At 40.3% G+C, this 13787-nt stretch carries 12 protein-coding genes; 1 reads left to right on the top strand and 11 read right to left on the bottom strand.

The annotated features are described in order from the left end of the window. Positions 1–171 precede the first annotated feature (171 nt). The gene (locus AS141_RS14920; protein ID WP_057938482.1) at positions 172–735 is read left to right on the top strand and encodes an ankyrin repeat domain-containing protein; all 564 of its coding nucleotides are present in this window, start codon (positions 172–174) and stop codon (positions 733–735) included. A gap of 69 nt (positions 736–804) precedes the next feature. On the opposite strand, the gene AS141_RS27115 is transcribed toward AS141_RS14920, so the two are convergent. The 11 genes from AS141_RS27115 to AS141_RS14870 all read right to left on the bottom strand — a co-directional run bounded on the left by AS141_RS27115 (position 805) and on the right by AS141_RS14870 (position 13732). Beyond that, a complete protein-coding gene (locus AS141_RS27115) occupies positions 805–1014 on the bottom strand; it encodes a GDCCVxC domain-containing (seleno)protein (RefSeq protein ID WP_082632308.1) in 210 nt (69 codons plus the stop codon). Between the two features lie 5 nt (positions 1015–1019). Then, a complete protein-coding gene (merTP, locus tag AS141_RS14915) occupies positions 1020–1619 on the bottom strand; it encodes a mercuric transport protein MerTP (RefSeq protein ID WP_057938481.1) in 600 nt (199 codons plus the stop codon). Then, positions 1616–1990: an ArsR/SmtB family transcription factor gene (locus tag AS141_RS14910; protein WP_057938480.1), complete on the bottom strand. Its 375-nt coding sequence runs from the start codon at positions 1988–1990 to the stop codon at positions 1616–1618. Before AS141_RS14910 ends, merTP begins: the two co-directional genes overlap by 4 nt. 171 nt (positions 1991–2161) lie before the next feature. After that, positions 2162–2956: a cation transporter gene (locus AS141_RS14905; RefSeq protein ID WP_057938479.1), complete on the bottom strand. Its 795-nt coding sequence runs from the start codon at positions 2954–2956 to the stop codon at positions 2162–2164. Positions 2957–3009: 53 nt separating this feature from the next. Then, on the bottom strand, positions 3010–3849 hold the full coding sequence (locus AS141_RS14900; protein ID WP_057938478.1) for a cation diffusion facilitator family transporter: 840 nt from the start codon (positions 3847–3849) through the stop codon (positions 3010–3012). 193 nt (positions 3850–4042) lie between these two features. Continuing rightward, a complete protein-coding gene (locus AS141_RS14895; RefSeq protein WP_087149426.1) occupies positions 4043–6007 on the bottom strand; it encodes a heavy metal translocating P-type ATPase in 1965 nt (654 codons plus the stop codon). A 10-nt stretch (positions 6008–6017) separates the two neighbouring features. Further along, positions 6018–6635 carry a hypothetical protein gene (locus AS141_RS14890; RefSeq protein ID WP_057938477.1) on the bottom strand — a complete coding sequence of 206 codons (618 nt, stop codon included), beginning with the start codon at positions 6633–6635 and terminating at the stop codon, positions 6018–6020. A gap of 17 nt (positions 6636–6652) precedes the next feature. Continuing rightward, a complete protein-coding gene (locus AS141_RS14885; RefSeq protein WP_157243483.1) occupies positions 6653–6913 on the bottom strand; it encodes a hypothetical protein in 261 nt (86 codons plus the stop codon). Between the two features lie 575 nt (positions 6914–7488). After that, positions 7489–7902 (bottom strand): Fur family transcriptional regulator, encoded by a 414-nt coding sequence (locus AS141_RS14880; RefSeq protein ID WP_057938475.1) that lies wholly within the window; start codon positions 7900–7902, stop codon positions 7489–7491. Positions 7903–8072: 170 nt separating this feature from the next. Next, positions 8073–9263: an efflux RND transporter periplasmic adaptor subunit gene (locus AS141_RS14875; protein WP_057938474.1), complete on the bottom strand. Its 1191-nt coding sequence runs from the start codon at positions 9261–9263 to the stop codon at positions 8073–8075. 98 nt (positions 9264–9361) lie between these two features. Then, positions 9362–13732 (bottom strand): CusA/CzcA family heavy metal efflux RND transporter, encoded by a 4371-nt coding sequence (locus AS141_RS14870; protein ID WP_057938473.1) that lies wholly within the window; start codon positions 13730–13732, stop codon positions 9362–9364. Positions 13733–13787: the final 55 nt, after the last annotated feature.

Genomic DNA, 13787 nt, shown 5'->3' with positions numbered 1-13787 from the left:
ACAAAGGACATGATTGCTGAGAAAGAAAATGGAGACGATTTTTCAAGACTTTGATTTGAAGCCTTAACCCCTTTAAAATGACAATCTTTACACAAAAGGTCAAAAAATTGATTGAGAGAAAAGATTTTCAGGTACTGGCTAAATTACTTTCAGAAAATCCTAATCTTGCCAATGAAGGAATTACGATTCCTTTTGATTTTTTCTGTAGACAAAAAGAACACCCACTTCATAGGATTTGATGCTATTTTTGCGAGAAAAATTTCGGATGATGATGGAATCATATTTGCAAAGATTCTCTTAGAAAATGGAGCAAAAATAGATGGCGACAAAATTAATGGTGGTGGAACTCCCATTCTTGCTGCAGCCAGTCTTCACGCTGAAAAACTCGGAATATTTTATATTGAAAGTGGTGCCGACATTCATTATACATATCAAAACAATGGTGAAACTGCACTACACTGGGCATCATTTTGTGGTAGGGATAAATTAGTCGACCGGCTAATAAGGTCTGGGGCCGAAATTGATGGACAAGACAAAACACATAATAGCACCCCGCTTGGCTGGGCAATTCATTCATTACAATCAAACGATACAGTAAATAAATTCCACCAAGTCGAGTGCATAAAACTGCTCTTACAACACGGTGCAGAGACAAAAAAGCTGGATAAAGGAAAAAATGACTACTTGCAATTGATGGTTAAAAATGATTTAGAATTGCAAACCCTAATGAATTGAAAAATTTGTAAGACCAGATATTACTCTGTTAGATAAATAGGGGCTGACAATTTTTAAATTTTTCAATGTTTAAGAACAACATGCCTTATTTTCTTGAATAGGAGGACACGGCACTGTTCCATAGGAGCAATAAACACAGCAATCTCCCTTCTTAGGTTTCAATACCTTTTTACAATTCTCACATTCATAAAAGAATTGACAGGCGTCTGTCGGCATGGCTTCTTCTTTTTGATTTCCGCACTCAGGGCACGTGATTATTGATTTTAATAGAGCATTCATACTATTTACTTTTCCTTTCTGTCTGTTACTTCGTATCCTGTTCTTTTTATTGCTGTTTCGATTTCAGAAACATTCGTTTTTAAGCTGTCAAACTGTATAACCGCATTTCCGTTATCATATGATGTGGTCGAGTTAATTATCCCAGAAAGTTTATTCACTTCATGGTTTACATGTTCTTCGCAACTTGCGCATGTCATCCCGTTGATAGAAAACTCTACGGTCTGAAGATTGAAATTGTCAACCAGTTCCGTCTGGCTTCCTGTCTTGGGGTAGAAGATGTGTGAGTAACTGGGAAAGACAAGCATGAGCATGGCAAATGCAGTCAAAATACCCAAAAATGTTTTGGTTTCAATCAACTTCGGTTTAGTCGGCGTTTCGCAATAGCAATCCGCATCTCTTTTAGGTTTCAAAATCTGATACCAAGCAAAACCAAGTGTCAAAATTGTAAAAGCAATAAAGTAAGGTCTTGCTGGTTCAAGCCAGGAAAAAGTGGATGCGATTCCACTTGTCCCCGCGACAAGAGCAAAAACAGGAGTAATGCAACATATGGAAGCCGTAAAGGATGATAGAATTCCTGCCCCGATTAGTGTATTATCTTTCTTCATACAGTTTCGAAAACTTTATTTTCCTCAATTAATGTGAATATCGGTTTAAGCAGGATTTTATACTCTTCAGCTAAGGAGTAGAAAATAGTTTGCGCTTGTCTTTCAGCTTCGATGACCTTCTGATTTTTGAGTTTCCTGAGGTGTTGAGAAATTGCCGATATGGTCATTCCTAGAATATCACTCAAATCACATACACATAGTTGTTTCTCTTCATAAAGCAGGAAAAGAATTTTCAACCTGACCTTATTCCCAGCCAGCTCAAGTCCCTTTGATAAATAGTCGAAGGATTCGTGAAGCTCAAAAACTCGGCTTTTGCATCGGTTTAGTTGTTCAACGTCCGCTTGTTGCCTAATACAAGAAATGATATCCATGAATACAAAAATAAGAAGACTTCGTATTTAAGCAAATGCTTAAATACATTTTTATTTTTGTTCTAAAAATCCAATACTCTGCAACGTCAATATCCTAAAATCAAATATTTTTGCTTAGTCTGAAATAATCCTTACCTACCGTTATTTCGAATAAAATCACTTCATATTTTTCTACTTGCTCACTTTTAAAATTCTAAATGCCCCTTGAACAACCAGGACAAAAACTATTGTTCCTATAACCAGATCAGGCGTACTGGATTCTAGCCAATGAACTAATAGGCCTGCGGCAATTACACCTAAATTAATAATCACATCATTTGAAGTAAAAATCATACTTGCTTTCATATGAGCCTCTTCTTTGCTTTTCGATTTTTGCAACAGGTAAAGGCAAATTCCGTTCGCCATGAGGGCAAGAATTGATACAATAATCATTGTTGAAAAATCCGGAAGCTTCTCGACTCCAAAAAATCTTCTTAATACCTCTACAAAACCGATAATCGCAAGGATGATTTGAAAATATCCAGCCCATTTAGCAATCCGCTTTTTCCTATATACTGTTCCCCCCACTGCAAATAGACTAATCCCATAAACAAAGCTGTCCGCAAGCATATCCAAGCTATCGGCAACCAGCCCCATAGATTTGGAAATAATTCCCGTGGTCATTTCGATTAGAAAAAATGCGAAGTTTATTGCAAGGACAGACCATAGTAACTTTTTTTGGTGAGTGTGTTCTTTAAAGACCGTTTGGTCAGTCTGTACAGTGGAAATTTTCCTTCCTCCTAAATTTAAGCCCACAATAGACTTTTCGATTGCTTCAATTTCCCCTTGATGAAAAACTGTCAGTTTCCGGTTAGGAATATCAAATTCCAAATTCTCAATACTGGAAATATCGTCCAAATTCATCCTGATAAGATTCTCCTCCGAAGGGCAGTCCATTTTGGTTATCTCAAAGATTGTTTTTTGCATGTTGACTAGCTTATCTTTTGACTGCAAGATTTTTAAGATTTAAATATATATTATCAATCAGAACTCTTCAGATCAATGTTGATATGTTCGGTATCTATATCGCTTAAAATTGCATGAATCTGCTCTTTTATAGCACTTGAATCCGATAATAATCGAATGTCTGAAACTATAACATGTGCAGTGACCACAGCTTTTTCCTCCGTTAGCGACCATATATGTAAATGCTCTACATCTTTAACTTTGTCCAGGCAAAGTATTTTTTGACGAAGTTCAGGGAGATTGATGTTCTTCGGAACTTTTTGAAGCAGTATTTTTAGTGCCTGTACCAGTTTATGCATAGCAAATACAAGAACAGTAAGGTTAATAACAATGGCCAGAATAGGATCCAATATTGGAACATCAAATAGCAACATGACAATGCTCCCAACAAGAACAGCAACCCATCCAAGAGCATCCTCTAAAAGATGAATCATCATAACCTGTTTGTTCATCGATTTACCGGATTTCAACTTCCAAACACCGATTCCATTTAAGGCTATACCCAAAAATGAAATGCCAAGCATCCAATATGCATCAGGGTTCTGTGGATTTATTATTCGGTCAATAGATGCATAAACTATATAGATTGATCCGAGTAATAATGTCACCGCGTTTATCATCGCTCCCAATAACGAAAACCGGGCATATCCATAAGAATATTTATCCGTACTTCCTTTCCTGGATTTCTTTTCGAAGTACCAGCCTGCACCCAGTGAAAGGCTGTCAGCAAAATCATGGAGAGAGTCTGCCAAAATAGCGATACTGCCCGAAATCAAACCACCTGTAACTTCTAACACCGTAAAGGCTAGATTCAAGAAAAAGGCCGTCCTAATACTATTATCTTTTTTTGCCACTGCTTAGCTGTTATTTATGATCTACTTGAATCCAGTTTCTTTTTCTGAAATATCAAAATATTTGACTCCAGCAGATAAAAAAAAGCGCAATAAAAACCACTTTTTTTCACTCACTTTTGACCTAACCTAGCCACTACCTAAGCCCTTAATTCATTTCTTCCTTATATCTATATCAAAATAGAAATTAATGATATTAAAGTTTCTTTTGTTGTATTCTTACAGCATTTAAAATTGCCAGCAAAGCCACACCAACATCAGCTATTACGGCTTCCCATAATGAAGCAACACCTCCGGCCCCCAATGCAAGAACAACCACTTTAACAGTCATTGCCAATATGATATTCTGCCAGACAATGTTGCGGGTCACTTTTCCTACCTTTATAGCTACTGGTATTTTGGAAGGCTTGTCATTTTGAATGACCACATCAGCTGTTTCTATGGTTGCATCGCTGCCCAGACCGCCCATTGCAATACCAACATCAGCCAGGGCGATAACGGGTGCATCGTTGACACCATCTCCGACAAAAGCCAGTTTGTGTCCTTCTTTTTTGAGATTTTCAACTTTATCTACTTTCCCGTCCGGAAGCAGTCCACCAAAAGCATCATCAATACCTAACAATTTCGCTACCTGATCTACTACGGTTTGCTTATCACCAGAAAGCATAACTGTTTTAATATTTAAGTTGTGCATCTCCCTGATAGCCTGATAGGCATCTTCTTTTATTTCATCGGCAATGGTGATGTAGCCGCTGTATTTTTGATCAATGGCCACCACAACAATCGTGTCGGTTACCCTCTCTGCTTCTTCTGGATATGCGACACCATATTTCTTTAATAATTTCAGATTTCCTGCCAGCACATCTTTGCCATCCACCGTTCCTTTTAACCCATGACCCGCTACCTCTTCAATATCAGTGACATGTAAACTTTCGTAATCTTTATTTGCATAGTCTGTTACTGCCTTAGCAATGGGATGTGTGGAGTTTTTTTCCAGTGCTGCTGCTATTTTTATCAGTTGGTCTTTTTCTAATTCCTGGGTTACTACATGCTGAACTTTAAATACTCCTTTTGTTAATGTACCTGTTTTGTCCATAACCACTGTTTTAACCTGGGTCATGACGTCCAGGTAATTTCCGCCCTTGAACAGTATTCCATTCCTTGAGGCCAGGCCAATACCCCCAAAATAGCCCAAAGGTATTGAAACAACCAGTGCACAGGGACAACTGATCACCAAGAATACCAAGGATCTATAAAACCATTCTCTGAAAACGTAGTCAGTGACAAAAAAATAAGGTAATAAACAAAGTGCAAGGGCTAAGAAAAACACGATGGGCGTATAAATTTTGGCAAACCGTGAAATAAAAAGCTGTGTCTGAGATTTTCGTGCCGTTGCATCCTGAACCATTTCAAGGATTTTACTGAGCTTACTATCCCTGAAAAGTGCCGTTACCTTCACTTCAGCAAGGGTATTCAAGTTGATCATTCCTGCCAGCACCTGTTCGCCTTTGTACTTTGTATCAGGTTTGCTTTCCCCAGTCAACGCGGCTGTGTTAAACGAAGCGGTCACGGAGACAAGCTCTCCATCCAGCGCTACTTTTTCACCAGGTTTAACCTGAATACTTTCTCCTAATTCTACTTCCGCGGGGTTGCTAACATGGGCCTTACCATTCCGCAACACAGTTACTTCATCCGGCCTTATGTCCAACAATGCTTTTATACTTCTCTTTGCCCTGTTCACTGCCGAGTCCTGGAACCACTCACCGATCTGATAGAATACCATTACAGCCACCCCCTCTTCATACTCACCAATGATAAATGCACCTATTGTGGCTACACTCATCAAGACAAATTCATTAAAAAAATCACCTCTTTTGGACTTTCTCCAAGCAAGATGCAATACCGTTCTACCAGCAAGAAAGTAAGCTACAAGGTTAACGGCAAGTAAAGGAATGTCGGGAATATTAAGATTAAAACCATATTCCAAAACCAGCAATGCCATAAGGAGAACCAGGGCGAAGAGCAAATCCCAATGGGATTTCCATCCAGTATCTTCTTTACCATGGTTATGTGTATCTTTCATTTTAGGCTGCCCAGCTACTTTTTCCAGTTTGTCCAGCTCCAGATTTTCATCTTGTCTTATATTTTTGTTTCGTGCCATTTCCAATGTTTTAATGAGTAAAGAATGATATGATACCGGTGATGATTAGGACTGCCCCCGAGATCAGCCCTGAGTTGTGCTCCAGTCTGTGCCAATTGAATCTGTGCAAGCCTTTCTGCGCCAATGCGACCCAAAGGGTGATTCCCGCAACGGATATCAGGCTGTATAAAAGTCCTATTCCAAGGATTGCTTCCCAGCCATAGGTCCCTGCTACTATAAAATAAGCCTCAATTTCTAGACAGGGAGACAGGAACATCACGAATAGGAGCAAGGTGATCACTTGTCCACGCCCTGCTTTTTCCAGCTTTTGTTTTTCCTGGACATGAAAGTGTTGATGCCTATGGTGCTGGACAACAAAATAAATTCCAAGCATGACTAGCAATACCGGAACAGCCCAACGGGTATAGTTGGTTAAATTATCTGCCAATGACAAACTGGACAAGCCGAGCAATACTCCCAACATGAAAGTACTTAAGGAGTGTGCCAAGGCTGCCCACATTGCCACACGAATAGTTTTTGCAGCAGGCCATGCAAATTTTTCTTTCAGTGCCAATACCGGGATCCAGTGGCTTGGGATGAGACCATGAAGAAGGCTGAGCAATAACGTACCGGTGAAAAGTGTTAACATGGTTTGTTTAGGTCAGCTTAAAGCCCGATTTCATTGAGAATAAATTCTTTTACACCTTCCGGTCCTGACAGTTCCAGCCACACAGGTGAATCCCCGTCGGAAACCATAATTTTAAATTTGAAAAACCCACAGCACAATCTTTCGGTTTTGATGAAAGTAATAAGCAGATCTAGTAATTCATCAGAACCATAAAATCTATACCTGAACCCGTTGTGGATTACCTGCCTTTCCAAGAGCAACTGCTTAAGGCTACCTATGACGGTGGCTTTTCTTTCCATTAATTCCGGAAAGGTTAGCCTGCAACTTAACGTGTCATTCTTATTGCCCATTTAACTGATAGAAAATAATGAAAGGATTTGAAATCAGGTCTGACTTCAAGACACTTTGCCTTAACAGACTGAATGATGCTAAATTACTGCTTAATTGAATGCACAGGAATTGCATTTATAAATGCTAAATAAGCAAGTCCTGGAGTCCAAAGGAATTAACAACAAGACTTAGAATGTAACCTACTTGTTATTATAAAGTATCAGTCCAGTCCCATAGCGGAACAGAAATAAAAAAACCAAAGAGTGCACAATACCTTACGTTGGGCACCCCCAAATTTCCAGCATAGTTTTTAACATCAGGCACCTATGTCGCTGATCTGTTTAGGAAGGCAGGGCAAAGAGCAATAAATAAAATAATCTCCTTGCTTAGCCTTTACAACTGTTCTACTGTAAACATCTTCTTAATTAATATGTAGGCATAGGTGGCCATTCCAACTGATTTCTCAAGCTCATTCAGTACCTGTTAGTATTGACTCCAAAAGGGTACCCTCCAATCTATTTATAAATATAGTTAACTGAATAACCTATATACATTTCCCACAGACACCCTTTACAACCAGATTTGCTTCTTCAGACCTGAATTCCTTCGGTAAATCAATTTCCGGAATTTTATAGTTTGGGAGACAGAAGGTCTCATTGCATATTCTGCAATGAAAATGGACATGCAGATCTCTATTTATATCGCATTCGCACCCTTCTTCACAAAGGGCATATTTAGGTACCCCAGTACCATCGTCTATGCCATGCACCAGTCCGTTTTCCTGGAATGTCTTCAGAGTACGGAAAAGTGTTACCCTGTCAGACTTTTCAAATGATTTTTCCAGATCAGAAAGACTTGTAGCAGTTTGCTGATCTAATAAAGCTTCAAGCACCAACAATCGCATAGCGGTCGGTCGGAGCTTTTTCTTTTGTAGAATGCGTTCAGTTTCTTCGAGCATATGTGTTTGTTGACCTTTTCGGTCATTTTTCAGTTTCTTTTCAAAATAGCTGCTAAATATTAGAGAACACCGGCTATGCCGGGCACATTATCCCAGATTTTGTTTGATAATTCCTTTTGTTTTTCAATTCAGTCCAATAGCAATTATTTGTATTACTATGTTATTTTTAGTCAATGATGCCCACCTTCTTCTTCGCTATTTTTAGCTTTTGAAAGCAGAGTAAAAGCCCCTTGTGTCACCAGCTTGATTTCCTCATAGCTTCGAGCGGAATCCAATAATGTAACCTGAGTGAACCCATCTTCTTTATTCCCCATCATTACTTCTATCATCTCATAATCATAAGCCGGCTGTCCATTTTCATCCCGCTCCCCCAAGTAGGAAAAAATAAAATGCTTCTCACCAAAACGTACTACAGCATCATCTGGTGCTACCAACGCTTTTTCAGTAGCGATTTCTATTTTGGCAGTCACATACATTCCTGGGAGCAAATCAGTATTCTTGCTGTCAAAATGACCATGAACCGTCACAGATCTATCTTTTCTGACTCCCTTACCTACCAAAAACACATGCGCCTCTCTCCATTCTTCATCCGTATTGGCAATGTTGAATTTGATGCGTTGATCCTTTTTAATTTTAGGAATATCATTTTCATAGACAGAAAGCTCCACATGCAAATCATCTGAATTGGTTAAATCCATGATTACATCCTGCGGACTGACGTACTTGCCAATATTGGTATAAACATCCAGCACCGATCCGGATACAGGCGAATAGATGTTTACCACGGATTTAATCTCTCCTGTTTCCACTTTCTCGGGATCAAATCCGATCATTTTTAATTTCGCCCTGGATGTCTTTATCCTGGCTTCATTGGCCAGAAAATTACTTCTTGATTCTTCAAAGGTCTTTCCGGAGGCCACTTGTTCACCATACAATTTCTCCTGACGCTCGTACTCAGATTTTAAAAAGGAACTGTTAGCCAGGCTCTCTAAATAGTCCTGCTGAAATTGAATGAAATCAGGGTTTTCAATGGATACAAGCAGCTGTCCTTTTTTCACAACATCACCGGGAAGAAGTGTAGTGTTTTTTACAAAACCTCCATAAGGCATGGTAATGGAAATGTTATTTTGCGGTGGGACATCAATCATCCCATTCACCATAAGTTCACTTCCAATTTCCTTGAATTCCAATTTACCCAGTTCGATCCCTGTCACCTCAAATTGCGCTTGAGACAGTTCTACCCTGGATTCATTTTCTTCGTGCTCTCCCTGAATTTCAACACTTTCAACTTTTGAATTACAGGAAGCTATAAAGCCTGCTATTGTTAAGGCAAATAGGCTGTTTATGATATATTTTTTCATTTTATAAGATTTTTAGAAATGGTATTATGGAATCGTGAAAGGTTAAACTCATTCTTCTATGTGACTTTTTAGTCATGCTCGATTTCATATTTTTCATTTTAATTGATACCAAATATGAATTCAATCTGAATAAGTGTCTGATTGGATTTGTCGAGCAAATCCAGATAATCAAAACTTACTGATAAACTTCTGTTTAACCCTTGAGTATATTCCACATAACCGATTGCACCGCTTTGGAAGCCCCTTTGAGATTGATTTAGAATGAGTTCGGCCTGGGGCAGAGCATTGGCTTCATAAAAAGCCAAACTTGTCTGGTATTTTTCGTAATCCAGAAGTAAAGTGGCCAAGTGATTTTCTAGCTCGTTGGTAAATGCCGCTTCCTTCTGTTCTGCTTCAGCTATCCTTATGGATTTGGACTTTATGGTTGCGGATTGCGATTTAAGGCTGAAAATCGGTATTGCCAGCCCCACCTGAAAACCATCGAAACGATCTTTGGAAGTGAAGAATTTGGGATCACCTGCCATAGTTTCGCCTGGACCGTTAAAAGATTGATTGAAATACCCCAGTTTAATATCAGGCATCAACCGTGATTTTTCGACCGACTTTTCCTTTTCTGCAACTGCAATCTGCTGCTGAACCCAGCTTAGTGTAGGATTACTATCCACGCTTAATGAAGTTAAGGACACCTCAGAAAGCTTTTGCTCAAGCTTACCCAAATTAGGTTCGATAGCAGCATCTGAGTTTAAAAGCATTTTCAGCCTTCTCAAGTTGATCTCAACATCTGCCTGATTCTGTGCCAATAATGCTTCAATTTCAGCCACCTGCGCTTCGGCAGTTGCCTTTTCAAGCAGGTTGGTTTCCCCTGCCTCAAAGCGTAAGGTGGCAGCTGATGCAAACCGGGAATAAATACTATCCTGTCTAAGGAGCAGATTTCCCTTTTCCTTTGCTGCCCATAACGCATACCAAGTTGACTTTACAGCTCTGATGAGTTCATTTTTACTCATTTCAACGGCCAATTCACCTGAAGTTACTTTGGCCTCAGCCAGTCCATTTTGTCTGCTATAAGTAGTCGGAAATTCAAAGGTTTGTGAAACTGAAAAGCGGGAATCGTTGGTAAATGCACTGTTAGTCTGACCATACTCCATATCCACAGCAGTTTTGCCAATATTCCAGCTAGCCCCCTTTAAAGCCCGCTGCTGCTCCAGCCTTAGTGCTTCTGCTTTTACGTTGGGATTATTTTCAAGCGCCAGTTCTATTGCCTGATCTAAGGAAGAAATTTTTTGAGTTTCCTGAGCAAAAGTCGGGATACTTATAACAGCCAGAAACGTGATGGCGAGCAATCCTACTTTTCGGGTGGGTATTCTGAATCCTTTTTCAAAATAATAATACAAAACAGGCAGTACCACCAAAGTCAGAATTGTGGCAGTGATTAGCCCACCGATGACTACCGTAGCCAATGGTTTTTGAACCTCAGCCCCACTTGAAGAAGAGAGTGCCATAGGCAAAAAGCCTAAGGATGCTACAGAAGCAGTCATAATCACGGGTCTTAGTCTGGTGCGTGTACCTGAATAGATCCGCTCAAATACGTCCGTGATGCCTTCTTTTTTCAGATGGTTAAACTCAGCTATCAGCACAATACCATTGAGTACCGCTACACCGAAAAGTGCGATAAACCCTATTCCTGCTGAAATACTAAAAGGCATCCCTCGCAACGTCAAAGCAAAAATTCCCCCAATGGCAGAAAGCGGTATCGCAGTAAAAATCAGAATACTTTGCTTTATTGACCCGAAGGTGAAAAATAACAATACAAAGATCAGCAATAGTGCCAGTGGAACCGCAACCCCCAACCGCTCTTTCGCTTCAATCAGATTCTCAAACTGCCCACCGAACGTCACAAAATAACCAGATTCAAAAGTAACAGCATTTGCTATTTTGCTTTCAATTTCGTCGACGATACTTTCCACATCCCTATTTCTCACATTGAATGCCACCACAATTCTCCGCTGGGTATCGTCCCGCTGAATCTGGTAAGGTCCTTCTTTCACGGAGACTTCTGCAACTTGATATAACGGGATCTGATCCCCATTTGCCCGGGCTATAAATAGGTTCCGGACATCCTCCAGTTCATTTCTTTTGGTCTGGTCAAGTCTGATCACTAAATCAAATCTCTTTTCGCCTTCGTAAACTTTCCCAGCGGAAGCCCCGGCAAAAGCTGCCTGGATCGAGCGGTTTACTTCTTTGATGCTTAAGCCATATTTTGCCAATTGTGCCCGTTTATAGTCGATGACAATCTGGGGCACACCTGTCACTTCCTCTATGTAAATATCTTCTGCTCCTTCCACTCCTCTGGCTATCTGACCTATCTGATTGGCATATTGAGAAAGCTGGTCTAATTCCTCCCCATAAATTTTTATGGCAACATCTTGCCGGACACCGGACATCAATTCATTGAACCGCATTTGTATTGGCTGTTGAAACCCAAAGTTCACTCCCGGCAAAACAGCTAATGCTTCAGACATTTCATTCGCCAGATCTTCCCGGTTCGTGGCAGATGTCCATTCGCCTTTATCTTTTAGGATAATCATCATATCAGCTGCCTCTACAGGCATTGGATCTGTTGGAATTTCACCAGCTCCTATTTTGGAGACTACCTCTACTACTTCAGGAAACTGATCCAAAAGTATCTTTTCAGCCTGGGTGGTTGCCTTAATGGTATTCTGAAGGGAGGAACCGGTAACCACACGGGTTTCCACTGCAAAATCCCCTTCTTCCAGGGTAGGAATAAACTCACCTCCCAATCTTGAAAAAACCCAACCTGATACCACCAATAATACCAGTGCTACACTTAGTACAACCCCTCTATGATGCATAGCCCAACGGATAGAAGGATCATAAAAACCATGGAAAAAACTCATGATTTTGTCAGAAATATTCGGCTTGTTACTCAGCTTTTTACTCAGAAAAAGAGCTGAGATCATCGGTACATAGGTAAGAGACAGAATAAAAGCACCCAATATAGCAAAGGCAACTGTCTGCGCCATAGGCCTGAACATTTTTCCTTCTGTGCCAACTAATGCCAAGATGGGCAAGTAAACAATGAGGATGATGATCTCCCCAAAAGCGGCAGAATTTCGGATCTTGCTGGCCGAGAGAAATACCTCATCGTCCATCTCTAACTGTGTCAGTTTTCTTTCCTTTTTGACTAACCCAAGATGATGCATCGTCGCCTCAACAATGATAACAGCCCCATCCACAATCAGCCCGAAATCTATAGCACCCAGACTCATTAAGTTTCCTGAAACCCCAAACAAATTCATCAGGGTGAAAGCAAATAATAAGGCTAAAGGAATTACTGAAGCCACAATCAAACCCGCCCTCAGATTGCCCAGTAACAGCAAAAGGACAAAAATAACGATCAGTGCCCCTTCGATGAGGTTCTTGCTCACAGTACCTATTGCGTTATTAACCAGCTTGGAACGGTCTAGGAAAGGCTCAATGGTAACCCCCTCAGGAAGGGTTTTTCTGATCTCATCAATTTTAGCTTTAACATTATCAATGACTTCTGCAGAATTTTCACCTTTCAGCATCATTACTATGGCACTGACTACTTCACCTTCACCATTTCTGGTAGTCGCTCCATAGCGGACAGCATTCCCTAGCTGTACTTTAGCTACATCTTTTATCAGGACGGGAATACCGTTTTCGTTCACTCGCACTGGGATATTATTGATATCTTCAAAAGATCCAACAAGGCCTTCACTTCGTATGAATAGGGCTGTTAGGTTTTTCTCAATGTATGCACCTCCGGTATTTTCATTGTTATCTTCAAGCGCCTTAAAAATATCAGCTATTGAGACATTCAAAGATTTCAATCTATCAGGTTCAATCGCTATTTCGTATTGCTTGAGGTATCCCCCGAAACTGCTCACATCTGCAACACCAGGTGTCCCAAGCAGCTGTCTTCTTACTATCCAATCCTGAATAGTCCGGAGCTCTCTTGCATCGTACTTATCCTCATAGCCAGGTTCTACACCGACTACGTATTGATAAATCTCACCAAGACCTGTAGTGATAGGAGCCATCCCGGGAGCTCCAATATCCGGAGGAATCTGCTCTTTGACTTCGGACATTCGTTCATTGACCTGTTGTCTTGCCCAATAGACATCCACATTTTCCTCAAATACGATAGTAACTACAGAAAGCCCGAAACGGGAAAAGCTTCGGATCTCTTCGATATCAGGAATTGTGGCCATCGTGATTTCAATGGGGAAGGTAATTAAACGCTCTACCTCCTCAGCAGCCAGTGAGGGAGAGGTGGTGATTACCTGTACTTGATTATTGGTAATATCAGGAACTGCATCGATGGGAAGCTTGGTGAGTGAATACACTCCCACAATGACCAATCCTATGGTAAGTAGCCCGATAATCAGTTTATTTTTAACTGAAAACCGGATTATATTATCCAGCATAAGGAATTAATTTTTATGTAATAAAATGGAAATGGGCTCAGGGGCCCTTAGAAAA

It is taken from the genome of Algoriphagus resistens (assembly GCF_001442615.1).
Lineage (GTDB): Bacteria > Bacteroidota > Bacteroidia > Cytophagales > Cyclobacteriaceae > Algoriphagus > Algoriphagus resistens.
The sequence above is the reverse complement of the archived record's forward strand: the minus strand, read 5'-3'. Positions and strand labels throughout refer to the sequence as shown.

Bases quoted from the DNA above. Each gene is read 5' to 3' on its own strand.
- AS141_RS14895 (WP_087149426.1), bottom strand. From the start codon at position 6,007: ATGGCACGAAACAAAAATATAAGACAAGATGAAAATCTGGAGCTGGAC.
- AS141_RS14905 (WP_057938479.1), bottom strand. From the start codon at position 2,956: ATGCAAAAAACAATCTTTGAGATAACCAAAATGGACTGCCCTTCGGAG.
- AS141_RS14880 (WP_057938475.1), bottom strand. From the start codon at position 7,902: ATGCTCGAAGAAACTGAACGCATTCTACAAAAGAAAAAGCTCCGACCG.
- AS141_RS27115 (WP_082632308.1), bottom strand. From the start codon at position 1,014: ATGAATGCTCTATTAAAATCAATAATCACGTGCCCTGAGTGCGGAAAT.
- AS141_RS14870 (WP_057938473.1), bottom strand. From the start codon at position 13,732: ATGCTGGATAATATAATCCGGTTTTCAGTTAAAAATAAACTGATTATC.
- AS141_RS14910 (WP_057938480.1), bottom strand. From the start codon at position 1,990: ATGGATATCATTTCTTGTATTAGGCAACAAGCGGACGTTGAACAACTA.
- AS141_RS14875 (WP_057938474.1), bottom strand. From the start codon at position 9,263: ATGAAAAAATATATCATAAACAGCCTATTTGCCTTAACAATAGCAGGC.
- AS141_RS14885 (WP_157243483.1), bottom strand. From the start codon at position 6,913: ATGGAAAGAAAAGCCACCGTCATAGGTAGCCTTAAGCAGTTGCTCTTG.
- AS141_RS14920 (WP_057938482.1), top strand. From the start codon at position 172: ATGAAGGAATTACGATTCCTTTTGATTTTTTCTGTAGACAAAAAGAAC.
- merTP (WP_057938481.1), bottom strand. From the start codon at position 1,619: ATGAAGAAAGATAATACACTAATCGGGGCAGGAATTCTATCATCCTTT.
- AS141_RS14890 (WP_057938477.1), bottom strand. From the start codon at position 6,635: ATGTTAACACTTTTCACCGGTACGTTATTGCTCAGCCTTCTTCATGGT.